The following is a 21,599-nucleotide window of genomic DNA, read 5'->3' as shown; positions in this document are numbered from 1 at the left end:
GGAGCAAGTCGCACGGCGCACCGACGCCCCCACGGTTTCGAGCGTGGGGACGGTGGTGCGCCGATGCGACTTGCCCCGCGATGGCCTCAGCGCAAGCCGCGCTGGGTTTCGTCGAGGTCGCGGATGTACTTGAACACTTTACGCGCTGCCGCTGGCGGCTTGTTCCGCGCCTTTTCATGCTGGGCATGACGGATCAGCGAGCGCAGATGCTGGCGATCGGTGTCGGGGAACTCGTTGACGAAGCGCTCGAGGTCTTCGTCGTTACCGTCGATCAGGCGATCGCGCCAGCGCTCGAGACCGTGGAAACGCTCGTTGTACTGGCGGCTGGAGCTGTCGATCTGCTCGAGCACGGCATGGATGGCGTCCAGATCCTGTACGCGCATCAGCTTGCCGACGAACGACATGTGGCGCTTGCGAGCGCCGTGGGCGGTGTGCTTGCTGGCCTCGTCCAGCGCCTTGCGCAGCTCGTCGGTCAATGGCAGGCGAGCCAGGGTGTCGGCCTTGAGAGTGGTGAGGCGCTCACCAAGCTCGACCAGCGCATGCAGCTCGCGCTTGATCTGGGTTTTGCTTTTTTCGCCATCGAAGGCGTCGTCGTAAGAATCAACCATGGGGGCCGTCCGCAAGAAATCGCCGCCATGATAACCAGTCGGGGGCCGCTTGTCCGGCCCGGTCGTAGAATGACCCAAGCCGTACGCAGAATTTTCAGTGGAGAAAACCATGAGTGCAGTCCAGAGCGTAGGCCCCAAGGACCTGCCGGCGTTGCAGGAGCAGGTCGAGGCGATTGTCGCCGAGGCGCGCCGCCAGGGCGCCAGCGCCTGCGAAGTGGCGGTGTCGCTGGAGCAAGGGCTGTCCACCACGGTGCGCCAGCGCGAAGTCGAGACGGTCGAGTTCAATCGCGACCAGGGGTTCGGCATCACCCTTTACGTAGGCCAGCGCAAGGGTTCGGCCAGCACTTCGGCCAGCGGCCCTGAGGCGATCCGCGAAACGGTTGCCGCTGCGCTGGCAATCGCGAAACATACCTCCGAGGACACTTGCTCGGGGCTGGCCGATGCCGCGTTGATGGCCCGTGAGATCCCCGACCTGGACCTCTACCATGACTGGGACATCGAACCGGAGAAAGCCATCGAGATGGCGCTGGCCTGCGAGGCGGCGGCGTTCGATGCCGACAAGCGCATCAGCAACGCCGACGGCACCACGCTCAATACCCATCAGGGTGTGCGGGTGTACGGCAACAGCCATGGTTTTATCGGTGGCTACGCCTCGACCCGTCACAGCCTGAGCTGCGTGATGATCGCCGAAGCCGATGGGCAGATGCAGCGTGACTATTGGTACGACGTCAATCGCCAAGGCCAGTTGCTGGCCGACCCGCGTAGCATCGGCTTGCGTGCCGCGCATCGCGCGGCAAGCCGCCTGGGTGCCCGTCCGGTACCTACCTGCGAGGTGCCGGTGCTGTTCTCGGCCGAGCTCGCCGGCGGCCTGTTCGGCAGCTTCCTGTCGGCAATTTCCGGCGGCAACCTGTACCGCAAGTCGTCGTTCCTCGAGGGTACCCTTGGCCAGCGCCTGTTCCCCACCTGGCTGACCCTCGACGAGCGGCCACACATCCCGCGTGCGCTGGGCAGTGCAGCGTTCGATGGCGATGGCCTGGCCACTTACGCCAAGCCGTTCGTCGACAAAGGCGAGCTGGTGTCGTACATCCTCGGCACCTATTCGGGGCGCAAGCTGGGTTTGCCGAGCACCGCCAACTCAGGTGGCGTGCACAATCTGTTCGTCACCCACGGCGTCGAGGACCAGGCCGCACTGATCCGGCGCATGGGCCGTGGCCTGCTGGTAACCGAGCTGATGGGCCATGGGCTGAACATGGTGACCGGCGACTACTCGCGGGGTGCGGCTGGCTTCTGGGTGGAAAACGGCGAAATCCAGCACGCCGTGCAAGAAGTGACCATTGCCGGCAACATGAAGGACATGTTCCAGCAGATCGTCGCCATTGGCAGCGATATCGAGACGCGTAGCAATATCCACAGCGGCTCGGTGCTGATCGAGCGCATGACGGTCGCGGGTAGCTGACAGCGCGGCGGGTGGGAGCGGGTTTGCCCCGCGATAGGCCATTGCAGCTATCGCGGGGCAAACCCACTCACACGCATCAGCATTTTCCGTGACGAACGACCCGGCCATCGCGCCGGGTTTATTTTGCCTATTGTCTAGCTTGAACTGATTCTATTTATCACTTAATAATGAATATCATTATCCAGTAACTCGGCGATGATGTTCATGAAAACCGTCCTCCACGAACTGCCCTACCTGGAAAACTGGCGCTGGCTCAGCCGGCGCATCCGTTGCGCGCTGGAACCCGACGAGCCACGCCTGATCGAGCACTACCTCGCCGAAGGCCGCTATCTGGTGTGCTGCACCGAGACCTCGCCGTGGTCGGTGGCCTTGACCGCCTTGCGTCTGCTGCTAGATACCGCCAACGATCGCATGCTGCCCTGGCACTGGCGCTGCCTGTGCCTGGACCAGGCCTGGCGTCCGCTGCTCGACCTGCGCAATCTCGACCGCCTCGAACAGAACCAGCGTTGGCAGCCCTACGCGATGCAGCTCGCCAATTGCGTGCTGCTGCCGTCGATTTCTCCCGAAGAACTGATGCAAGGACTTGAAGATGAGTGATACCCGTATCGAGCGCGACAGCATGGGTGAACTGCAGGTGCCGGCCCAGGCCCTGTACGGTGCCCAGACCCAGCGCGCGGTCGACAACTTCCCGGTCAGCGGCAAGCCGATGCCGACCCAGTTCATCCGTGCCTTGCTGCTGGCCAAAGCCGCAGCGGCCAAGGCCAACGTCGAGCTGGAACAGCTCAGCGCAGGGCAGGGCGCGGCCATCGTCAAGGCGGTGGAACAGCTGCTCGCCGAGGATTTCATCCAGCACTTCCCGGTGGACGTGTTCCAGACCGGCTCCGGCACCAGCTCGAACATGAACGCCAACGAGGTCATCGCGACCCTGGCCAGCCATGTGCTGGGCGAGCCGGTCAATGCCAATGACCACGTCAATTGTGGCCAGAGCAGCAACGACATCATCCCCACCACCATTCACGTCAGCGCCGCCCTGGCCCTTCACGAACAGCTGCTGCCGGCCTTGCGCCACCTCACCCAGGTGATCGAGGCCAAGGCAGTCGAGGTGCACAAGCACGTGAAGACTGGCCGCACCCATTTGATGGACGCGATGCCGGTACGCATGAGCCAGGTGCTTGGTGGCTGGGCCGCCCAGATCAAGGGTGCCCAGGCGCATATCGAAGCCACGCTGCCGAGCCTGCAGGCACTGGCCCAGGGCGGCACTGCCGTGGGCACCGGGATCAATGCCCACCCGCAGTTCGCCGCAGGCTTTGCCCGCCAGTTGAGCGGCCTGACCCAGGTCGAGTTCACCCCTGGCGAGAACCTGTTTGCCCTGATCGGCTCCCAGGACACCGCCGTGGCGCTGTCGGGCCAGCTCAAGACGGCTGCCGTGGCGCTGATGAAGATCGCCAACGACCTGCGCTGGATGAACTCCGGCCCGCTCGCCGGCCTTGGTGAAATCGAGCTGCAGGGCCTGCAACCAGGCTCTTCGATCATGCCGGGCAAGGTCAACCCGGTGATCCCGGAGGCCACCGCCATGGTCGCCGCCCAGGTGATCGGCAACGACGCGACCATCGCCGTGGCCGGCCAGTCGGGCAACTTCGAGCTCAACGTGATGTTGCCGGTAATCGCCCGCAACCTGCTGGAGAGCATCGAGCTGATGGCCAACGTCAGCCGTTTGCTGGCCGACAAGGCGATTGCCAGCTTCAAGGTCAACGAAGCCAAGCTCAAGGAGGCGCTGTCGCGCAACCCGATCCTGGTCACCGCGCTGAATCCGATCATCGGCTACCTGAAGGCCGCCGAGATCGCCAAGACCGCCTACAAGCAAGGGCTTCCGATCATCGATGTGGCACTGGAGCACACCGACCTGTCGCGGGACCAGCTCGAAGCACTGCTGGACCCGGAAAAACTTACCGCCGGCGGCATCTGAACCCGGGCCACCCAGGAGGCACGTCATGCAGCATTGGAAACGCACCACCCAAGATGCAAACCGCCTGTTCGAGCTGGGCGAGCTGGTCGACGCCCGGGAGCACTACCTGCAAGCACTGGCCTTGGCCCAGGTGCTGTTCGAGCGCTGGCATGACGTCGACGAGGCGGTGGCTGCACTGGTCATCGCCCACCACAACCTGGCCGACCTGCACCTGCGCCTGAACCAGCCGCACGAAAGCGCCGACTACCTGTGCGCGGCGCACCAGCGGCTGCTCCAGGCCAGCCAGGATCCGCGCCTGCCCCAGGCCCTGCGCGACGCGGCCTTGCGCCACAGCGGGCGTACCTACACCGAACTGCTGAGTTTCATCGCCGAGTATGGCCAATACCCGCGTACCGAGCGCCTGCTTAACCGCCAGGCGCCCGCGGCCAGCGAGCTGGTTGCGCTCGCGGACATCACGGATCGCAAACCTGCCTACGGAGTCCATTGACATGCCACATACCTTGCCTGCGTTGCCCTACGCCTACGATGCGCTGGAACCGCACATCGACACCCAGACCATGGAGATCCACCACAGCAAGCACCATCAGACCTACATCAACAACCTCAACGCCGCCATCGAGGGCTCCGAATGGGCCGAATGGCCGGTGGAGCGACTGGTGGGCGCGGTCAAGCAACTGCCCGAGAAACTGCAAGGGGCGGTGGTTAACCAGGGCGGTGGCCATGCCAACCACACGTTGTTCTGGACCGTCATGTCGCCCAAGGGCGGTGGCCAACCCGAGGGTCAGGTAGCCAAGGCCATTGACCAGCAGCTCGGTGGTTTCGAGGCGTTCAAGGAGGCCTTCACCAAGGCCGCGCTGACCCGGTTCGGCAGTGGCTGGGCCTGGCTCAGCGTGACCCCGCAGAAAACCCTGGTGGTGGAGAGCAGCGGTAACCAGGACAGCCCGCTGATGCACGGCAACACGCCGATCCTCGGCTTGGATGTCTGGGAGCACGCCTATTACCTGAAGTACCAGAACCGCCGTCCTGAGTACATTGGCGCTTTCTACAACGTGGTCGACTGGACCGAAGTGGAACGCCGCTACCTTGAAGCCCTGAAGTGAGTCTGACCGGTATGCGCTCCGAGGTGATGTCTGTCAGCAGTGTGCGCCTGTTCCGCCTGGCGCTTGGGACCGTGCTGTTGCTGGTCGGCACCGCATTGCTGGTGTCGCGTGGCATCGCCTGGCTGGACCTGCAACCGCGCATGTTGCGAGCCTTGGAGGGCGGAGCACTGTGCGCATTGGGGACGGCCTTGGGCGCAGTGCCGGTGCTGGTAATCCGCAACATGCCAGTGGCCGTGGCCGACACCTTGCTCGGTTTTGGGGCCGGGGTGATGTTGGCGGCCACCGCGTTCTCGCTGATCATTCCCGGGCTGGATGCGGCCCAGGCCATTGGCTTCAGCCCATGGGGCGCCGGTGGTGTGATCAGTGGCGGCCTGCTGTTCGGCGCACTGTGCCTGTTTCTGGTCGATCTCAAGGTTTCAGGCGCCTCACCGGAGGCTTTGGTCGGCAGCGATCAGCAACCGGTGATTGCTGCCAGGATCTGGCTATTCGTCATTGCCATCATTGCCCACAACATCCCCGAAGGCATGGCCATCGGGGTTTCCGCCGGTGGCGGAATGCCTGATGCCGATAGCCTGGCCATGGGCATCGCGCTGCAGGATGTGCCGGAGGGCCTGGTGATCGCGCTGGTGCTGGCAGGGGCGGGCATGCCGCGCTTCAAGGCGTTCCTGATCGGTGCGGCATCGGGGCTGGTCGAGCCGCTGGCCGCGGTGATCTGTGCCTGGCTGGTGAACATCGCCGAACTGTTGCTGCCGCTGGGCCTGGCCTGTGCGGCGGGGGCGATGCTGCTGGTGGTGACCCAGGAGATCATTCCAGAGTCACGCAGCAACGGGCATCACCGCCTGGCGAGCCTGGGGTTGTGTGTCGGGTTCTGTCTGATGATGGTGATGGACACGGCGATGTCCTGACGCCGCAGCTCAGAAACTGCTGGAGCCAGCCTTGCTGGCGAAGCAGTCATCGCAGTATTGGCGTGGGAGCGGGCTTGCCCCGCGATGCATCGTACCGGCGACACTGGTATCGCTGGGCAAGCCGATCCCACGCTCCAGTTATCCGTTTGCCGTCCTCGCCTGGCTCATTCGCCTTCGTCGAAGAAGTTCTCGATCAACGTGACCAACGCTTCCATGGCGTCGGTGTCCTGCTCACCCTCGGTGAGCAGGTGCACCTGGGTGCCCTTGCCGGCGGCGAGCATCATCACCGCCATGATGCTCTTGCCGTCCACCAGCTTGTCCGGCGCGCGCCCGACACGTACCTGGCAGGGGAAGCGCCCGGCCACGCCGACGAACTTGGCGGCCGCCCGCGCATGCAGGCCCAGCTTGTTGATGATGGTGATTTCGCGGGCGGGCATCGTGGGGCGGATCCTGTGGCTAGAGGTCGCGGTGGCGGACCTGGACGTTTTTCAGGGATTGCTGGAGCAGTTGGCCAAGCCGTTCGGTAATGTACACCGAGCGGTGGTGGCCGCCGGTACAGCCGATGGCGATGGTGACATAGGCACGGTTGCTGGCGGCGAAGCGCGGCAGCCATTTGAGCAGGTAGCTGGAAATGTCCTGGAACATCTCCTCGACGTCCGGCTGCGCGGCCAGGTAGTCGATCACCGGCTGTTCGAGGCCGGAATGTTCGCGAAGTTCCGGCTTCCAGTACGGATTGGGCAGGCAGCGCACGTCGAACACCAGGTCGGCGTCCACCGGCATGCCACGCTTGAAACCGAACGACTCGACGAGAAACGCAGTGCCGGGCTCGGGCTGGTTGAGCAGGCGCAGCTTGATCGAGTCACGCAACTGGTACAGGTTCAGGTTGGTGGTGTCGATCTTCAGGTCGGCAAGGTCGGCAATCGGCCCCAGCAGCTCGCTCTCCACCCGAATTGCCTCAGCCAGCGAACGGCTGTCGTTGGTCAGTGGGTGGCGGCGGCGGGTTTCCGAGAACCGCTTGAGCAGGGTGTCTTCGTCGGCATCCAGGTACAGCACGTCGCACTGGATATGCCGGGAACGTGCCTCCTCCAGCAACTGCGGGAAGCGTGACAGATGGCTGGGCAGGTTGCGCGCATCGATCGAGACCGCAACCTTGGGTTGCAACAGCTCTGTGTTGATCAAGGCGTTTTCGGCCAGCTGCGGCAACAGCCCGGCGGGCAGGTTGTCGATGCAGTAGTAGCCGTTGTCTTCCAGCACGTCGAGGGCGGTGCTCTTGCCGGAGCCGGAGCGACCGCTGACGATGATCAGGCGCATGTTCAGTGCTCGTTCTGTACGTCCAGGACGACCTGGTAGAGGGTCTCGCTGCTGTCGGCGGCACGCAGGCGATCGCGGACCTCCTTGCGATCGAGCATGCTGGCGATCTGGCGCAGCAGTTCAAGGTGGGCGTCGGTGGCGGCTTCCGGGACCAGCAGGACAAACAGCAGGTCGACCGGGGCGCCATCGATGGCATCATAATCGATGGGGGCATCCAGGTGCAGCAGGGCGCTGACAGGCGCGCTGCAACCTGTCAGGCGGCAGTGGGGAATGGCGATGCCATTGCCAAAACCGGTGGAGCCCAGTTTTTCGCGAGCCCACAGGCTGTCGAAGACGTCTTGCATCTCCAGCTCGGGTACTTGCTCGGCGATCAGGTTGGCGACCTTTTCCAGGGCGCGCTTCTTACTGCCGCCCGGCACGTTCACGAGGGAACGGCCGGGGGTCAGGATGGTTTCAAGTCGGATCATGGATGAGGGGGATCAGCGGGCGGCTGCGCCTTGCAGCAGGCTTTGCTGTTTTTCCTTGTGCTTTTTCAGTTGACGGTCGAGCTTGTCGGCCAGGGCATCGATGGCTGCATACATGTCTTGGTGTTCGGCGTTTGCCACCACCTCACCGCCGGGAATCTGGAGCGTGGCTTCGATCTTCTGCTGAAGCTTCTCGACTTTCATGATCACCGTCACGTTGGTGATCTTGTCGAAATGACCCTCCACCCGGGCGAGCTTCTCGAGCACGTAATCGCGCAGTGGTTGGGTGACTTCTACATGCTGTCCACTGATGTTGACTTGCATACAGCTTCTCCTTTGTTGCCCGTGCATAAAGAGGCAGGTGTTGCACCTGCCACTGAAACGCTGTGGCACATCCGGGGGCTACATCAGCCGCTTGCGCTCGCTTGATGGGGCGATCCCCAACGACTCGCGATACTTGGCGACGGTGCGACGGGCTACCTGGATGCCTTGTGCCTCCAGTAAACCAGCGATCTTGCTGTCACTCAATGGCTTTTTCTGATTTTCCGCAGCCACCAGTTTCTTGATGATCGCGCGGATTGCCGTGGACGAGCATTCGCCGCCTTCGGCGGTGCTCACGTGGCTCGAGAAAAAGTATTTCAGTTCGTAGATGCCGCGTGGGGTGTGCATGTATTTCTGCGTGGTCACCCGGGAAATGGTCGATTCGTGCATGCCCACCGCCTCGGCGATGTCATGCAGGACCAGCGGTTTCATCGCCTCGTCGCCATGGTCGAGGAAGCCACGCTGGTGTTCGACGATCTGCGTCGCCACTTTCATCAGCGTCTCGTTGCGGCTCTGCAGGCTCTTGATGAACCAGCGCGCTTCCTGCAACTGATTGCGCATGAACGTGTTGTCGGCGCTGGTGTCGGCACGACGGACGAAGCCGGCGTACTGCGGATTGACGCGCAGCTTCGGCACTGCCTCCTGGTTGAGCTCGACCAGCCAGCGCTCGCTGTCCTTGCGCACGATGACGTCGGGCACGACGTACTCGGGTTCACTGGACTCGATCTGCGAGCCTGGGCGCGGGTTAAGGCTCTGCACCAGTTCGATGATCTGGCGCAGCTCGTCTTCCTTGAGCTTCATGCGGCGCATCAGCTGGCTGTAGTCACGGCTGCCGAGCAGGTCGATGAAGTCGGTGACCAGGCGCTGTGCCTCGCTCATCCAGGGTGTCGAGGCCGGCAGCTGGCGCAGTTGCAGCAGCAGGCATTCGCCGAGGGTGCGGGCGCCAATGCCGGCAGGCTCGAACTGCTGGATGCGGTGCAGTACTGCCTCGACCTCGTCCAGCTCGATGTCCAGCTCCGGGTCAAAACCGGCGCAGATTTCTTCGAGGGTGTCTTCCAGGTAGCCCTGGGCGTTGATGCTGTCGATCAGGGTGACGGCGATCAGGCGGTCGGTGTCGGACATCGGCGCCAGGTTGAGCTGCCACAGCAGGTGGCTTTGCAGGCTCTCGCCCACCGATGTGCGAGTGGTGAAGTCCCATTCGTCATCATCGTTGCTTGGCAGGCTGCTGGCGCTGGTCTGGTAGATGTCTTCCCAGGCGGTGTCGACCGGCAATTCGTTGGGGATCCGCTCGGCCCACTCGCCGTCCTCGAGGTTTTCCGTATTGCTGCTGGAGGTTTCCTGGAAACTGTTGTCCTGGGCTTCGGCGACCGGCTTGTTCTCGGCGTTGTCCGCCATCGGGTCGCTGTTGTCGAAGTCCTCGCCGTCTTCCTGACGTTCGAGCATCGGGTTGGACTCCAGCGCTTCCTGGATTTCCTGCTGGAGGTCCAGGGTGGAGAGCTGAAGCAGGCGGATGGCCTGTTGCAACTGAGGTGTCATCGTCAGTTGCTGGCCCATTTTTAGGACGAGCGATGGTTTCATGGCTGGGGCTTAATACCTTGTTGCCGGCGCGCATGCGCCATCCACTACACGTAGGGCGCTTGGGCGCCGACTTTAAGCAAGTTATATGCCTGAAATTGCAGCGTTTGCCTAGAGCACTGTAACAACTTAAGCCCCGATCAGGCGCATTCGCCAGTGCTCCGGGCAGGCCTGCGGTCAGAGTCGGAACTCATGCCCCAGGTAAACTTCCTTGACCAGCTGGTTGGCCAGGATGGTCTCGGCATCGCCTTCGGCGATCAGTTGGCCATCGTTGACGATGTAGGCCGTCTCGCAGATGTCCAGGGTCTCGCGAACGTTGTGGTCGGTGATCAGTACGCCGATGCCCTTGTTCTTGAGGTGGTGGATGATCTGCTTGATATCGCCGACGGAAATCGGGTCGACACCGGCGAACGGTTCGTCCAGCAGGATGAACTTGGGTGCGGTGGCCAGGGCGCGGGCGATCTCGACCCGGCGACGTTCGCCACCGGACAGGCTCATGCCCAGGTTGTCGCGGATGTGGCTGATGTGGAATTCCTGCAGCAGGCTTTCCAGCTCTTTGCGTCGGCCTTCGCGGTCGAGGTCCTTGCGGGTCTCGAGGATGGCCATGATGTTGTCGGCCACCGACAGCTTGCGGAAGATCGAGGCTTCCTGCGGCAGGTAGCCGATACCGGCCTGTGCGCGCCCGTGCATGGGCTGGTGGCTGACGTCGAGGCTGTCGATCAGCACACGGCCCTGGTCGGCCTGGACCAGGCCGACGATCATGTAGAAACAAGTGGTCTTGCCGGCGCCGTTGGGGCCGAGCAGGCCGACGATCTGGCCGCTGTCGATGGACAGGCTGACGTCGCGCACGACTTGCCTGCCCTTGTAGCTCTTGGCCAGGTGCTGGGCTTTGAGGGTTGCCATTTACTCGGCCTTTTTCTTCGGTTGAATGACCATGTCGATACGCTGACGCGGTGCAGTCACGTTGCCACCGCGCCCGGCGGTAGCCACCTGGGTCTTGGTGTTGTAGACGATCTTCTCGCCTTCGGTGGTGTTGCCTTCGTTCTCGACCTTGGCGCGGTCGGTGAGGATCACCACGTCTTTCTGCGCCTGGTATTGGATGGTCACGGCCCAGCCTTTCATCTTGTCGGGCTTGGCGGCGCTCTGCTGCTGCTCGAAGTAGGCCAGGTTGCCCACCGAGGTGACCACGTCGATATCGCCATTGGCGGCGCGGGTCATGGTCACGGTGTTGCCTTTGATCATCATCGAACCCTGGGTGATGATCACATCGCCCGTGTAGGTGGCGACGCCTTGCTTGTCGTCCAGGTGGGCGTTGTCCGCCTGGATGCGGATCGGCTGGTCACGGTCGTTCGGCAGGGCGAAGGCGCTCGCGCTTCCCAGTGCTACGCCCAGGCTGAGCAGAAGGGGGATGGTTTTAACGAGCCTCATACTGTCCTCTTACGTTAGAGAGCAGGTCCATCCTGCCTTCTTTCAAATACGCTTTCATTCCTTTGCCCGTAGTCGTGCCACCGGCGCCGTCGATTCTAACGGCTTGCTCGGTCTGCGCATATTGCTTCTGCGGGAACACGGTCATGCGTGTGCTGGTGATGATGGTTTCGCGTTGCTTCTCGTCGGTGCGCGCCACGCGCACTTCGTCGATCAGCTCCACCTCGGTGCCGTCCGGGTTGACCTCGGCGCGCTTGCTCTGCACATGCCAGGGGTACTCGGTGCCACGGTACATGTGCAGGTCGGGGGTGGTCACCAGGGTGACCTCGCTGGCCTTGAGGTGCTCGACCTTGGCGGCGGTCATCTCGTACTGCAGCTTGCCGTCGGGCAGGAACTGCAGGCTGTGGGCGTTGATCGCGTAGTAGTCGATGGCGCTCTGGTCGACCTGGGCCTGGGGTTGCTCGAGGAAGCTTTCCGGGCTGATGTTCCAATAGCCTACCGCAACCAGCACGGCGGCAATCCCGCCTAGCAGCGCGACATTTCTGATCTTCTTGCTGAGCATGGGCAGCCTTACAGGTAATGGGCGTTGGCAGCGTCCAGGGTGCCCTGGGCCTGCATGATCAGTTCACAGAACTCGCGGGCGGCGCCTTCGCCGCCGCGGGCCTGGGTAACGCCGTGGGCGTGCTGGCGAACGAAGGCCGCGGCATTCTGCACCGCCATGCCCAGACCGACGCGGCGGATCACCGGCAGGTCGGGCAGATCGTCGCCGAGGTAGGCGACCTGTTCATAGCTTAGATTGAGTTCGGCGAGCAGGCCGTCCAGCACCACCAGTTTGTCCTCGCGGCCCTGGAACAGGTGCTGGATACCGAGGTTCTTGGCCCGGCGCTCGACCACGGGGGTCTTGCGCCCGCTGATGATCGCGGTGGTCACGCCCGAGGCCATTAGCATCTTGATGCCGTGGCCGTCGAGGGTGTTGAAGGTCTTGAATTCGCTGCCGTCCTCGAGAAAGTACAGGCGGCCATCGGTGAGCACGCCATCGACGTCGAACACGGCCAGCTTGATGGCCTTGGCGCGTTGCATCAGGTCCTGGTTCATTTACATCACTCCGGCGCGCAGCAGGTCGTGCATGTTCAGGGCGCCGGTCGGGCGGTCGTCCTGGTCGACAACCACCAGCGCGCTGATCTTGTGGTCTTCCATGATCTTCAGTGCCTCGGCGGCGAGCATCTCGGCCCGGGCGGTCTTGCCGTGCACGGTCATCACTTCGTCGATGAGCGTCTTGTGCACGTCGATGTTGCGGTCCAGGCTGCGGCGCAGGTCACCGTCGGTGAAGACTCCGGCCAGCTTGCCGTCGTTACCCAGCACCACGGTCATGCCCAAACCTTTGCGAGACATTTCAAACAGCGCGTCCTTGAGCAGGGTGCCGCTCTTTACCACGGGCAGTTCTTCGCCGGCATGCATGACATTCTCGACCTTCAGCAGCAGGCGACGGCCCAGCGCGCCGCCCGGGTGGGAGAAGGCGAAGTCTTCGGCGGTGAAGCCGCGAGCCTCCAGCAGGGCAATGGCCAGGGCGTCGCCCAGCGCCAGCGCCGCGGTGGTGGAAGAGGTGGGTGCCAGGTTGAGCGGGCAGGCTTCCTGGGCGACGCTGGCGTCGAGGTTGACTTCGGCGGCCTGGGCCAGGGGCGAGTCCGGTTTGCCGGTGAGGCTGATCATCTGGATGCCCAGGCGCTTGATCAAGGGCAGCAGGGTGACGATCTCGGCGGTGCTGCCGGAGTTGGACAGGGCAAGAATGACATCGTCACGGGTGATCATGCCCATGTCGCCATGGCTGGCCTCGGCCGGGTGCACGAAGAATGCCGGGGTGCCGGTGCTGGCCAGGGTGGCGGCGATCTTGTTGCCGATGTGCCCCGACTTGCCCATGCCTACCACCACGACCCGTCCCTTGCTGGCCAGGATCAGTTCGCAGGCCTTGACGAAGTCCCCGTCGATGCGGGCCAGCAGGGCCTCCACGGCCTCGAGTTCGAGGCGCAGGGTGCGCTGGGCGGATTGGATCAGCTCGCTGGATTGAGTCATGTCGAAACGCAATGCCTGATGAAAAGGCGGCGATTATAGCCGCAATGTGTGAAAGGCTCATCCTTCGAATGTCATATGGATGCCGCGCTTGCCTGTCTGCGCCCTGAACGAGTGGGGTGACGGCCTTGGGGCGGGCCTATCAGCGGTGCTATAGTTCGCCGCTATTCGGCCCGCCGGGGACCTGTGTGCCTTCCAGATGAAGGCAGGCGTCCACTATGACGAGGCTGCACTAGCAAGGAGTCTAGATGAGTGTGGATAGCGCCTACGCGGTCGAGTTGAAGGGCGTCACCTTCAAGCGCGGTTCGCGCAGCATTTTCAGCAACGTGGACATACGCATTCCCCGCGGCAAGGTCACCGGCATCATGGGGCCTTCGGGGTGCGGCAAGACCACCTTGCTGCGCCTGATGGGCGCGCAGTTGCGCCCGGCCGGCGGCGAAGTCTGGGTCAATGGGCAGAACCTGCCCGCGCTGTCGCGGGGCGACCTGTTCGATGCGCGCAAGCAGATGGGCGTGCTGTTCCAGAGCGGTGCGTTGTTCACCGACCTGGATGTGTTCGAGAACGTGGCCTTCCCGCTGCGGGTGCATACGCAGCTGTCGGACGAGATGATCCGCGACATCGTGCTGATGAAGCTGCAGGCCGTGGGCCTGCGCGGCGCCATCGACCTGATGCCCGACGAGCTGTCCGGTGGCATGAAGCGCCGTGTGGCGCTGGCCCGAGCGATCGCCCTCGACCCGCAGATCCTCATGTACGACGAGCCGTTCGTCGGCCAGGACCCGATCGCCATGGGCGTACTGGTGCGCCTGATCCGCCTGCTCAACGATGCCCTGGGCATCACCAGCATCGTGGTGTCCCATGACCTTGCGGAAACCGCGAGCATTGCCGACTACATCTATGTGGTCGGTGATGGCCAGGTGCTGGGGCAGGGCACGCCGGACGAATTGATGGGCTCGGACAACCCGCGCATCCGCCAGTTCATGAAAGGCGACCCGGATGGCCCGGTACCCTTCCACTTCCCTGCGCCTGACTACCGCGCCGATCTGCTGGGGACGCGTTGATGCGCAGAAAATCCTTACTCGAACGTATCCGTCTGTTCGGCCGTTCGGCCATCGATGTGCTGGCCGTGCTGGGACGCTCGTGCCTGTTCCTCGGCCATTCGCTGGGCGGGCGCAGTGGTATCGGCGGCGGTTTCCAGCTGCTGGTCAAGCAACTGTATTCGGTGGGCGTGCTGTCGCTGGCGATCATCGTCGTGTCCGGCGTGTTCATCGGCATGGTGCTGGCCCTGCAGGGCTACAGCATTCTCAACAAGTACGGCTCGGAACAGGCGGTGGGGCAGATGGTCGCCCTGACCCTGCTGCGCGAGCTGGGGCCAGTGGTCACTGCATTGCTCTTTGCCGGTCGCGCGGGCTCCGCGCTGACCGCCGAAATCGGCAACATGAAATCCACCGAGCAGTTGTCGAGCCTGGAAATGATCGGCGTCGACCCGCTCAAGTACATCGTGGCGCCACGCCTGTGGGCCGGCTTCATTTCGCTGCCGCTGCTGGCGCTGATCTTCAGTGTGGTGGGCATCTGGGGCGGCTCGTGGGTTGCCGTGGACTGGCTGGGCGTCTACGAAGGCTCGTTCTGGGGCAACATGCAGAACAGCGTCTCTTTCAGCGACGACGTGCTCAACGGGCTGATCAAGAGCCTGGTGTTCGCCTTCGTCGTCACCTGGATCGCCGTATTCCAGGGGTACGACTGTGAGCCCACTTCAGAAGGGATCAGCCGTGCCACCACCAAGACCGTGGTCTATGCCTCGTTGGCAGTCCTGGGTCTGGACTTTATTCTGACCGCCTTGATGTTTGGAGATTTCTGATGCAAAACCGCACCCTGGAAATCGGTGTCGGCCTGTTCCTCCTGGCCGGGATCCTGGCGCTGCTGCTGCTGGCCCTGCGTGTCAGCGGGCTGTCGGCCAGCCCGAGCAGCGACACATATAAAGTTTATGCGTACTTCGACAATATCGCCGGTTTGACGGTCAGAGCTAAAGTGACCATGGCCGGTGTGACCATCGGCAAGGTCACCGCCATCGATCTGGATCGCGACTCCTACACCGGTCGGGTGACGCTGCAGTTGGACAAGCATGTCGACAACCTGCCGACCGACTCCACTGCCTCGATCCTGACTGCCGGCCTGCTGGGCGAGAAGTACATCGGCATCAGCGTGGGCGGCGAGGACGTGGTTCTCAAGGATGGCAGCACCATCCACGACACGCAGTCGGCGCTGGTGCTGGAAGATCTGATCGGCAAGTTCCTGCTCAACTCGGTGGGCAAGGAACCGAAAGAAGCTCAACCGGCTAATTAAGGAGTTTCCATGATTTCGATCCTGCGACGTGGCCTGCTGGTTCTGCTGGCGGCCTTCCCCCTGCTGGCCCTGGCGGCGCCGGGGCAGTCTGCCCGTGATGTGATCCAGGGCACCACCACCCAGTTGCTCAGCGACCTGAAGAGCAACAAGGAGCAGTACAAGGCCGACCCCAATGCGTTCTACAACGCGCTCAACGCCAATCTTGGCCCGGTGGTCGATGCCGACGGCATCTCCAAGAGCATCATGACGGTCAAGTATTCGCGCAAGGCCTCGCCCGAGCAGATGCAGCGCTTCCAGGAGAACTTCAAGCGCAGCCTGATGCAGTTCTATGGCAACGCCTTGCTGGAGTACAACAACCAGGGCATCACCGTCGACCCGGCCAAGACCGAGGCTGACGATCGCACCAGCGTCGGCATGAAGATCACCGGCACCAACGGTGCGGTCTATCCGGTGCAGTACACCATGGTCAAGCTGGACGGCGAGTGGAAGGTGCGTAACGTCATCGTCAACGGCATCAACATCGGCAAGCTGTTCCGCGACCAGTTCCAGGATGCCATGCAGCGTAATGGCAACAACCTGGACAAGACCATCGACGGTTGGGCCGGTGAAGTGGCCAAGGCCAAGGAAACAGCCGACAGCTCGCCGGATAAGGAAGTCAAATGAGCGACGCCGCCGTGAGCATGGCCGCGCCGGGCGTTCTTGCCCTGGCCGGCGTGCTGGATTATCGCAGCGGCCCGGCCCTGCGCAAACAGGGCAAGGCGTTGATCGCCGCCAGTGGCGAGGCGCGCCTGGTGTTCGATTGCACTGCGGTGGTCAAGTCGAGCAGCGTCGGCCTGTCGTTGCTGCTGGGGTTCATGCGCGATGCCCAGGCGGCTGGAAAAACCTGGGAGTTGCGCGGTATCCCCGAGAACATGCAGGAAATTGCCGGGGTCTATGACCTCGATGAGGTATTGGCGGGCTGATGCCCTGCCGTTCGGGAAAGGCCCCTCGGTCAGTGCGCCCCTTCATGGGCTTCGCAGGCGAGGGGCTTTTTTGTATGATGGCCGACCCGCGCGCGTTGGGCGCCGATCGAGGTTGAGCATGCAGGCCGTAGAAGTTAAAAGCTTTCTGGAAGAGAAATTGCCGGGAACCCAGGTCGAAGTTGAAGGCGAAGGCTGCAACTTCCAGTTGAACGTGATCAGCGACGAGCTGGCCGGCCAGAGCCCGGTCAAGCGTCAGCAGGCGATCTATGCTCACCTCAATCCGTGGATCGCCAACGGCAGCATTCACGCGGTAACTATGAAATTCTTCAGCAGCGCAGCCTGGGCTGAGCGCACCTGAGCCTACTTGGCGGCGAGATACGTATGGACAAACTTATTATCACTGGTGGCGCGCGTCTCGATGGCGAGATCCGCATTTCCGGCGCAAAGAACTCCGCCCTGCCGATCCTTTCGGCCACCCTGCTGTGCGATGGCCCGGTCACGGTCGGCAACCTGCCGCACCTGCACGACATCACCACCATGATCGAGCTGTTCGGCCGCATGGGCATCGAGCCTGTGATCGACGAAAAGCTCTCGGTGGAGATCGACCCGCGTACCATCAAGACCCTGGTCGCTCCCTACGAGCTGGTCAAGACCATGCGTGCCTCGATCCTGGTGCTCGGCCCCATGGTGGCCCGCTTCGGTGAGGCCGAAGTGGCCCTGCCGGGGGGCTGCGCCATCGGTTCGCGTCCGGTCGACCTGCACATCCGCGGTCTGGAGGCCATGGGCGCGAAGATCGACGTCGAAGGCGGCTACATCAAGGCCAAGGCCCCCGAAGGCGGCCTGCGTGGCGCGCACTTCTTCTTCGACACCGTCAGCGTCACCGGCACCGAGAACATCATGATGGCCGCCGCCCTGGCCAAGGGCCGCAGCGTGCTGCAGAACGCCGCCCGTGAGCCGGAGGTGGTCGACCTGGCCAACTTCCTGATCGCCATGGGTGCGAAGATCCAGGGCGCCGGTACCGACACCATCACCATCGATGGCGTCGAGCGCTTGCACTCGGCCAACTACCGTGTCATGCCCGACCGCATCGAGACCGGCACCTACCTGGTCGCCGCTGCCGTGACCGGTGGCCGCGTCAAGGTCAAGGATACCGACCCGACCATCCTCGAAGCTGTCCTCGAGAAGCTCAAGGAAGCCGGCGCCGACATCACCACCGGCGAAGACTGGATCGAGCTGGACATGCACGGCAAGCGGCCGAAGGCCGTTAACCTGCGTACCGCTCCGTACCCGGCGTTCCCGACCGACATGCAGGCGCAGTTCATTTCACTCAACGCCATCGCCGAAGGCACTGGCGCGGTGATCGAGACCATCTTCGAAAACCGCTTCATGCACGTGTATGAAATGCACCGCATGGGCGCGCAGATCCAGGTCGAGGGCAACACTGCCATCGTCACTGGCGTCAAGGCGCTCAAAGGTGCGCCGGTAATGGCCACCGACCTGCGTGCTTCCGCCAGCCTGGTGCTGTCGGCGCTGGTCGCCGAAGGCGACACCCTGATCGATCGCATCTACCACATCGACCGTGGCTACGAGTGCATCGAGGAGAAACTGCAGATGCTGGGCGCGAAAATCCGTCGCGTGCCGGGCTAGCAGTCACCGTGGCGCAGGGACGCGCCAGCCGAATCGTATGCGGTCGGGCTGCTGAGCCCGGCCGGCAGTAGACGCTTAAGGACCGACGTTCCAATGTTGACCATCGCGCTATCCAAAGGCCGTATTCTCGACGATACCCTGCCACTGCTGGCCGAGGCCGGTATCGTGCCGACCGAGAACCCGGACAAGAGCCGCAAGCTGATCATCCCCACCACGCAGGATGATGTGCGCCTGCTCATCGTGCGTGCCACCGATGTCCCGACCTATGTCGAGCATGGCGCCGCCGACCTCGGTGTGGCCGGCAAGGACGTGCTGATGGAATACGGTGGCCAGGGCCTGTACGAACCCCTGGACCTGCAGATCGCCCAGTGCAAGCTGATGACCGCTGGCGTAACCGGCGCACCAGAGCCCAAAGGCCGCCTGCGCGTGGCTACCAAGTTCGTCAATGTAGCCAAGCGCTACTATGCCGAACAGGGCCGCCAGGTCGACATCATCAAGCTGTACGGCTCCATGGAGCTGGCGCCACTGATCAACCTTGCCGACAAGATCATCGACGTGGTCGACACCGGCAATACCCTGCGCGCCAACGGCCTCGAGCCCCAGGACCTGATCGCCACGATCAGCTCGCGCCTGGTGGTCAACAAGGCCTCCATGAAGATGCAGCACGCCCGTATCCAGAGCCTGATCGACACCCTGCGCAACGCCGTCGAATCGCGACACCGCGGCTGACCTCTGCGCGCGACCTCCGCTGTCGCGCCCGTCTATCCGCGTCATAGCCTTTTTTCTCAGGTGCCCGCGCGGATGGAGTGGTAGCTTTAGGGCGCCTGAACATCCGCTAATAACGAGGCCCTCGCCATGACCGTGTCCACTGCAATTGCCCGTCTCAACGCCGCTGACCAGGATTTCGCCCGACATCTGGATCATCTGCTGAGCTGGGAAAGTGTGTCCGATGACGCGGTCAACCAGCGCGTGCTCGACATCATCAAGGCCGTGCGTGAGCGCGGTGACCAGGCACTGGTGGAGTTCACCCAGCGTTTCGATGGTGTTGATGCCAAGACGATCGACGATTTGATCCTCGATCGCGAGCGCCTGGAGCTTGCGCTGACGCGCATCACCCCGGTACAGCGCGAGGCCCTGGAAAAGGCCGCCAACCGCGTGCGCATCTACCATGAGCGGCAGAAGCAGGACTCGTGGCAGTACACCGAGGCTGACGGCACTGTCCTCGGCCAGAAGGTCACGCCGCTGGACCGTGCCGGGCTGTATGTGCCTGGTGGCAAGGCGTCGTACCCATCGTCGGTACTGATGAATGCCATTCCGGCCAAGGTCGCGGGGGTCAGCGAGGTGGTGATGGTAGTGCCGACCCCGCGTGGCGAGGTCAACGAACTGGTACTCGCCGCGGCCTGCATCGCCGGGGTCGACCGTGTGTTCACCGTCGGTGGCGCCCAGGCCGTGGCAGCCCTGGCCTACGGTACCGAGAGCGTGCCGCAGGTGGACAAGATCGTCGGCCCGGGCAACATCTATGTGGCGACCGCCAAGCGCCATGTGTTCGGCCAGGTCGGCATCGACATGATCGCCGGCCCTTCGGAGATCCTGGTGGTCTGCGACGGCCAGACCGACCCGGACTGGATCGCCATGGATCTGTTCTCCCAGGCCGAGCACGACGAGGATGCCCAGGCGATTCTGGTCAGCCCGGACGCCGCTTTCCTTGATCGCGTCGCTGCCAGCATCGACAAGCTGCTGCCGACCATGGAGCGTGCCGAGATCATCGAGAAGTCGATCAATGGCCGTGGCGCGCTGATCCAGGTGCGTGACATGCAGCAGGCCATCGAGGTGGCCAACCGCATTGCCCCCGAGCACCTGGAGCTGTCGGTGGCCGATCCGCAGGCCTGGTTGCCGCAGATCCGCCATGCCGGCGCGATCTTCATGGGCCGTCACACCAGCGAGGCGCTGGGCGACTACTGCGCCGGCCCCAACCACGTGCTGCCGACTTCCGGCACCGCGCGCTTCTCTTCGCCACTGGGCGTGTATGACTTCCAGAAGCGTTCGTCGATCATCTTCTGCTCCGAGCAGGGCGCGTCCGAGCTGGGTCACACCGCTTCCGTGCTGGCCCGGGGCGAATCGCTGACCGCCCACGCGCGCAGCGCCGAATACCGCATCCTCAACGAGAAGGGGAACTGAGCATGAGTCGATTCTGGAGTCCCTTCGTCAAGGACCTGGTGCCTTACGTGCCGGGTGAGCAGCCGAAGCTGGCGCGGCTGGTCAAGCTGAACACCAACGAGAACCCCTATGGCCCGTCGCCCAAGGCGCTGGAAGCCATGCGCGGCGAGCTCAACGACAACCTGCGGCTGTATCCGGACCCGAATGGTGACCGGCTCAAGCAGGCGGTGGCCGAATACTACGGTGTGACGCCGGCCCAGGTGTTCGTCGGCAACGGCTCGGACGAGGTGCTGGCGCACATCTTCCACGGCCTGTTCCAGCACGATCGTGGGCCGCTGCTGTTCCCGGACGTCAGCTACAGCTTCTATCCGGTGTATTGCGGTCTGTACGGTATCGCGTTCGAGCAGGTAGCACTGGATGAGCAGTTCCAGATCCGGGTTTCGGACTACAGCAAGCCTAATGCCGGGGTCATCTTCCCCAACCCCAATGCGCCGACCGGCTGCCTGTTGCCGCTTGAGGCGGTCGAGCAACTGCTGCAGGCCAACCGGGATTCGGTGGTGGTGGTCGATGAGGCCTACATCGATTTCGGTGGCGAAACGGCCATCAGCCTGGTTGATCGCTATGACAACCTGCTGGTGACCCAGACCTTGTCCAAGTCGCGTTCGCTGGCGGGGCTCAGGGTTGGCCTGGCGGTGGGGCATCCCGACCTGATCGAGGCGTTGGAGCGGATCAAGAATAGCTTCAACTCCTATCCGTTGGATCGCATGGCGATTGTCGGGGCGGCGGCGGCGTTCGACGACCGTGAGTATTTCGATGAGACCTGCCGCAAGGTTATCGACAGCCGGGACGTGCTGGTTTCTGAGTTGGTGGCGCGTGGGTTCGAAGTGCTGCCTTCGGCGGCGAACTTTATCTTTGCCCGGCATCCCGGGCAGGATGCTGCCGGGATCGCGGCGCGGCTTCGTGAGCAGGGGGTGATTGTTCGGCACTTCAAGCAGGAGCGGATTGCGCAGTTCCTGCGGATTACGATTGGGACGCCGGAGATGAACCAGGCTTTGCTTGATGCTTTGAATTGATTTCAGGGGTTTGACAGGGGGGCGGATTGGGGGTGGTTGTTCTGACTTCTGATTCTCCCCTTGTTGTTGTTGTTGTTGTTGTTGTTGTTGTTGTTTGGTGGTTTTGGAAGATGTATGCGCATTCATTTTTGATGTCGACGCTTATTCACCTTTCCGCCCTTACGGCGGGTCCCTTTTTGAAGGATCAAAAAGGAACCAAAAAATCCTCGCTCCATTCATCCG

Annotated in this window: 28 protein-coding genes; 17 read left to right on the top strand and 11 right to left on the bottom strand. The window is 63.0% G+C overall.

Annotated features, from left to right (window positions below; translation table 11 throughout):
• Window positions 1–86: 86 nt before the first annotated feature.
• Window positions 87–608: a ribosome biogenesis factor YjgA gene (yjgA, locus tag OH705_RS25245; RefSeq protein WP_023632090.1), complete on the bottom strand. Its 522-nt coding sequence runs from the start codon at window positions 606–608 to the stop codon at window positions 87–89.
• 109 nt (window positions 609–717) lie between these two features.
• Between yjgA and pmbA the strand changes: the two genes are divergently transcribed.
• The 6 genes from pmbA (at window position 718) to OH705_RS25215 (ending at window position 6,035) form a co-directional block, all read left to right on the top strand.
• Window positions 718–2,064, top strand: a complete 1,347-nt coding sequence (gene pmbA, locus OH705_RS25240) for a metalloprotease PmbA (protein ID WP_267303223.1) — start codon at window positions 718–720, stop codon at window positions 2,062–2,064.
• A gap of 195 nt (window positions 2,065–2,259) precedes the next feature.
• Window positions 2,260–2,661, top strand: coding sequence for a hypothetical protein (locus tag OH705_RS25235; protein WP_023632765.1), 402 nt, complete (start codon window positions 2,260–2,262; stop codon window positions 2,659–2,661).
• Complete coding sequence (locus tag OH705_RS25230) at window positions 2,654–4,030, top strand: class II fumarate hydratase (protein ID WP_104444471.1); 1,377 nt, start codon at window positions 2,654–2,656, stop codon at window positions 4,028–4,030. The genes OH705_RS25235 and OH705_RS25230 overlap by 8 nt, the downstream gene beginning before the upstream one ends.
• 25 nt (window positions 4,031–4,055) lie before the next feature.
• Window positions 4,056–4,517: a hypothetical protein gene (locus OH705_RS25225; RefSeq protein WP_094010202.1), complete on the top strand. Its 462-nt coding sequence runs from the start codon at window positions 4,056–4,058 to the stop codon at window positions 4,515–4,517.
• A gap of 1 nt (window position 4,518) precedes the next feature.
• A complete protein-coding gene (locus OH705_RS25220; protein WP_267303222.1) occupies window positions 4,519–5,130 on the top strand; it encodes a superoxide dismutase in 612 nt (203 codons plus the stop codon).
• An 11-nt stretch (window positions 5,131–5,141) separates the two neighbouring features.
• On the top strand, window positions 5,142–6,035 hold the full coding sequence (locus OH705_RS25215) for a ZIP family metal transporter (RefSeq protein WP_094010361.1): 894 nt from the start codon (window positions 5,142–5,144) through the stop codon (window positions 6,033–6,035).
• Between the two features lie 164 nt (window positions 6,036–6,199).
• On the opposite strand, the gene OH705_RS25210 is transcribed toward OH705_RS25215, so the two are convergent.
• The 10 genes from OH705_RS25210 to OH705_RS25165 all read right to left on the bottom strand — a co-directional run bounded on the left by OH705_RS25210 (window position 6,200) and on the right by OH705_RS25165 (window position 13,201).
• A complete protein-coding gene (locus OH705_RS25210) occupies window positions 6,200–6,472 on the bottom strand; it encodes an HPr family phosphocarrier protein (RefSeq protein WP_023629089.1) in 273 nt (90 codons plus the stop codon).
• 19 nt (window positions 6,473–6,491) lie between these two features.
• Entirely contained in the window at window positions 6,492–7,346 is an 855-nt protein-coding gene (gene rapZ, locus OH705_RS25205; RefSeq protein ID WP_023629088.1) for an RNase adapter RapZ, read from the bottom strand.
• 2 nt (window positions 7,347–7,348) lie between these two features.
• Window positions 7,349–7,813 carry a PTS IIA-like nitrogen regulatory protein PtsN gene (gene ptsN, locus OH705_RS25200; RefSeq protein ID WP_023629087.1) on the bottom strand — a complete coding sequence of 155 codons (465 nt, stop codon included), beginning with the start codon at window positions 7,811–7,813 and terminating at the stop codon, window positions 7,349–7,351.
• Between the two features lie 12 nt (window positions 7,814–7,825).
• The gene (gene hpf / locus OH705_RS25195) at window positions 7,826–8,134 is read right to left on the bottom strand and encodes a ribosome hibernation-promoting factor, HPF/YfiA family (protein WP_023629086.1); all 309 of its coding nucleotides are present in this window, start codon (window positions 8,132–8,134) and stop codon (window positions 7,826–7,828) included.
• A 78-nt stretch (window positions 8,135–8,212) separates the two neighbouring features.
• On the bottom strand, window positions 8,213–9,709 hold the full coding sequence (locus OH705_RS25190) for an RNA polymerase factor sigma-54 (protein ID WP_023629085.1): 1,497 nt from the start codon (window positions 9,707–9,709) through the stop codon (window positions 8,213–8,215).
• A gap of 174 nt (window positions 9,710–9,883) precedes the next feature.
• The gene (gene lptB, locus OH705_RS25185; protein ID WP_023629084.1) at window positions 9,884–10,609 is read right to left on the bottom strand and encodes an LPS export ABC transporter ATP-binding protein; all 726 of its coding nucleotides are present in this window, start codon (window positions 10,607–10,609) and stop codon (window positions 9,884–9,886) included.
• Window positions 10,610–11,134, bottom strand: coding sequence for a lipopolysaccharide transport periplasmic protein LptA (gene lptA / locus OH705_RS25180; protein ID WP_023629083.1), 525 nt, complete (start codon window positions 11,132–11,134; stop codon window positions 10,610–10,612). It lies immediately after the preceding gene.
• Window positions 11,121–11,693 (bottom strand): LPS export ABC transporter periplasmic protein LptC, encoded by a 573-nt coding sequence (gene lptC / locus OH705_RS25175; protein WP_046856968.1) that lies wholly within the window; start codon window positions 11,691–11,693, stop codon window positions 11,121–11,123. Before lptC ends, lptA begins: the two co-directional genes overlap by 14 nt.
• A gap of 8 nt (window positions 11,694–11,701) precedes the next feature.
• Window positions 11,702–12,226 carry a KdsC family phosphatase gene (locus tag OH705_RS25170; RefSeq protein WP_104444470.1) on the bottom strand — a complete coding sequence of 175 codons (525 nt, stop codon included), beginning with the start codon at window positions 12,224–12,226 and terminating at the stop codon, window positions 11,702–11,704.
• On the bottom strand, window positions 12,227–13,201 hold the full coding sequence (locus tag OH705_RS25165) for a KpsF/GutQ family sugar-phosphate isomerase (protein ID WP_038707430.1): 975 nt from the start codon (window positions 13,199–13,201) through the stop codon (window positions 12,227–12,229).
• Window positions 13,202–13,446: 245 nt separating this feature from the next.
• On the opposite strand from OH705_RS25165, the gene OH705_RS25160 reads away from it, so the two are divergent.
• The 11 genes from OH705_RS25160 to OH705_RS25110 form a co-directional block, all read left to right on the top strand.
• Entirely contained in the window at window positions 13,447–14,256 is an 810-nt protein-coding gene (locus tag OH705_RS25160) for an ATP-binding cassette domain-containing protein (RefSeq protein WP_023630420.1), read from the top strand.
• Window positions 14,256–15,053 (top strand): lipid asymmetry maintenance ABC transporter permease subunit MlaE, encoded by a 798-nt coding sequence (gene mlaE / locus OH705_RS25155; RefSeq protein ID WP_031315029.1) that lies wholly within the window; start codon window positions 14,256–14,258, stop codon window positions 15,051–15,053. The genes OH705_RS25160 and mlaE overlap by 1 nt, the downstream gene beginning before the upstream one ends.
• Entirely contained in the window at window positions 15,053–15,538 is a 486-nt protein-coding gene (mlaD, locus tag OH705_RS25150) for an outer membrane lipid asymmetry maintenance protein MlaD (protein ID WP_023630422.1), read from the top strand. Before mlaE ends, mlaD begins: the two co-directional genes overlap by 1 nt.
• Window positions 15,539–15,547: 9 nt before the next feature.
• On the top strand, window positions 15,548–16,201 hold the full coding sequence (locus OH705_RS25145) for an MlaC/ttg2D family ABC transporter substrate-binding protein (RefSeq protein WP_023630423.1): 654 nt from the start codon (window positions 15,548–15,550) through the stop codon (window positions 16,199–16,201).
• Complete coding sequence (locus OH705_RS25140) at window positions 16,198–16,500, top strand: STAS domain-containing protein (protein WP_023630424.1); 303 nt, start codon at window positions 16,198–16,200, stop codon at window positions 16,498–16,500. Before OH705_RS25145 ends, OH705_RS25140 begins: the two co-directional genes overlap by 4 nt.
• A 118-nt stretch (window positions 16,501–16,618) precedes the next feature.
• The gene (locus OH705_RS25135; protein ID WP_023630425.1) at window positions 16,619–16,858 is read left to right on the top strand and encodes a BolA family protein; all 240 of its coding nucleotides are present in this window, start codon (window positions 16,619–16,621) and stop codon (window positions 16,856–16,858) included.
• A gap of 23 nt (window positions 16,859–16,881) precedes the next feature.
• Complete coding sequence (gene murA, locus OH705_RS25130; RefSeq protein ID WP_046856963.1) at window positions 16,882–18,147, top strand: UDP-N-acetylglucosamine 1-carboxyvinyltransferase; 1,266 nt, start codon at window positions 16,882–16,884, stop codon at window positions 18,145–18,147.
• A gap of 93 nt (window positions 18,148–18,240) precedes the next feature.
• The gene (gene hisG / locus OH705_RS25125) at window positions 18,241–18,876 is read left to right on the top strand and encodes an ATP phosphoribosyltransferase (RefSeq protein WP_023630427.1); all 636 of its coding nucleotides are present in this window, start codon (window positions 18,241–18,243) and stop codon (window positions 18,874–18,876) included.
• Between the two features lie 126 nt (window positions 18,877–19,002).
• Window positions 19,003–20,325: a histidinol dehydrogenase gene (hisD, locus tag OH705_RS25120; protein WP_023630428.1), complete on the top strand. Its 1,323-nt coding sequence runs from the start codon at window positions 19,003–19,005 to the stop codon at window positions 20,323–20,325.
• A gap of 2 nt (window positions 20,326–20,327) precedes the next feature.
• Entirely contained in the window at window positions 20,328–21,377 is a 1,050-nt protein-coding gene (gene hisC, locus OH705_RS25115; protein WP_023630429.1) for a histidinol-phosphate transaminase, read from the top strand.
• 32 nt (window positions 21,378–21,409) lie between these two features.
• On the top strand, window positions 21,410–21,599 hold a 190-nt coding region (locus OH705_RS25110), incomplete at its 3' end, for a hypothetical protein (RefSeq protein WP_267303221.1).

Origin of the sequence: Pseudomonas sp. BJa3 (genome assembly GCF_026343815.1) — a bacterium.
GTDB classification, from domain to species: Bacteria; Pseudomonadota; Gammaproteobacteria; order Pseudomonadales; family Pseudomonadaceae; genus Aquipseudomonas; species Aquipseudomonas soli.
The sequence above is the reverse complement of the archived record's forward strand: the minus strand, read 5'-3'. Positions and strand labels throughout refer to the sequence as shown.

Coding starts and splice junctions, on each gene's coding strand:
- lptB (WP_023629084.1), bottom strand. CDS start 10,609: ATGGCAACCCTCAAAGCCCAGCACCTGGCCAAGAGCTACAAGGGCAGG.
- OH705_RS25235 (WP_023632765.1), top strand. CDS start 2,260: ATGATGTTCATGAAAACCGTCCTCCACGAACTGCCCTACCTGGAAAAC.
- OH705_RS25220 (WP_267303222.1), top strand. CDS start 4,519: ATGCCACATACCTTGCCTGCGTTGCCCTACGCCTACGATGCGCTGGAA.
- murA (WP_046856963.1), top strand. CDS start 16,882: ATGGACAAACTTATTATCACTGGTGGCGCGCGTCTCGATGGCGAGATC.
- OH705_RS25225 (WP_094010202.1), top strand. CDS start 4,056: ATGCAGCATTGGAAACGCACCACCCAAGATGCAAACCGCCTGTTCGAG.
- OH705_RS25170 (WP_104444470.1), bottom strand. CDS start 12,226: ATGAACCAGGACCTGATGCAACGCGCCAAGGCCATCAAGCTGGCCGTG.
- OH705_RS25190 (WP_023629085.1), bottom strand. CDS start 9,709: ATGAAACCATCGCTCGTCCTAAAAATGGGCCAGCAACTGACGATGACA.
- OH705_RS25215 (WP_094010361.1), top strand. CDS start 5,142: ATGCGCTCCGAGGTGATGTCTGTCAGCAGTGTGCGCCTGTTCCGCCTG.
- OH705_RS25160 (WP_023630420.1), top strand. CDS start 13,447: ATGAGTGTGGATAGCGCCTACGCGGTCGAGTTGAAGGGCGTCACCTTC.
- mlaE (WP_031315029.1), top strand. CDS start 14,256: ATGCGCAGAAAATCCTTACTCGAACGTATCCGTCTGTTCGGCCGTTCG.
- hisG (WP_023630427.1), top strand. CDS start 18,241: ATGTTGACCATCGCGCTATCCAAAGGCCGTATTCTCGACGATACCCTG.
- ptsN (WP_023629087.1), bottom strand. CDS start 7,813: ATGATCCGACTTGAAACCATCCTGACCCCCGGCCGTTCCCTCGTGAAC.
- OH705_RS25165 (WP_038707430.1), bottom strand. CDS start 13,201: ATGACTCAATCCAGCGAGCTGATCCAATCCGCCCAGCGCACCCTGCGC.
- lptA (WP_023629083.1), bottom strand. CDS start 11,134: ATGAGGCTCGTTAAAACCATCCCCCTTCTGCTCAGCCTGGGCGTAGCA.
- OH705_RS25135 (WP_023630425.1), top strand. CDS start 16,619: ATGCAGGCCGTAGAAGTTAAAAGCTTTCTGGAAGAGAAATTGCCGGGA.
- OH705_RS25145 (WP_023630423.1), top strand. CDS start 15,548: ATGATTTCGATCCTGCGACGTGGCCTGCTGGTTCTGCTGGCGGCCTTC.
- lptC (WP_046856968.1), bottom strand. CDS start 11,693: ATGCTCAGCAAGAAGATCAGAAATGTCGCGCTGCTAGGCGGGATTGCC.
- OH705_RS25230 (WP_104444471.1), top strand. CDS start 2,654: ATGAGTGATACCCGTATCGAGCGCGACAGCATGGGTGAACTGCAGGTG.
- hisD (WP_023630428.1), top strand. CDS start 19,003: ATGACCGTGTCCACTGCAATTGCCCGTCTCAACGCCGCTGACCAGGAT.
- yjgA (WP_023632090.1), bottom strand. CDS start 608: ATGGTTGATTCTTACGACGACGCCTTCGATGGCGAAAAAAGCAAAACC.
- OH705_RS25140 (WP_023630424.1), top strand. CDS start 16,198: ATGAGCGACGCCGCCGTGAGCATGGCCGCGCCGGGCGTTCTTGCCCTG.
- OH705_RS25210 (WP_023629089.1), bottom strand. CDS start 6,472: ATGCCCGCCCGCGAAATCACCATCATCAACAAGCTGGGCCTGCATGCG.
- hpf (WP_023629086.1), bottom strand. CDS start 8,134: ATGCAAGTCAACATCAGTGGACAGCATGTAGAAGTCACCCAACCACTG.
- mlaD (WP_023630422.1), top strand. CDS start 15,053: ATGCAAAACCGCACCCTGGAAATCGGTGTCGGCCTGTTCCTCCTGGCC.
- hisC (WP_023630429.1), top strand. CDS start 20,328: ATGAGTCGATTCTGGAGTCCCTTCGTCAAGGACCTGGTGCCTTACGTG.
- rapZ (WP_023629088.1), bottom strand. CDS start 7,346: ATGCGCCTGATCATCGTCAGCGGTCGCTCCGGCTCCGGCAAGAGCACC.
- pmbA (WP_267303223.1), top strand. CDS start 718: ATGAGTGCAGTCCAGAGCGTAGGCCCCAAGGACCTGCCGGCGTTGCAG.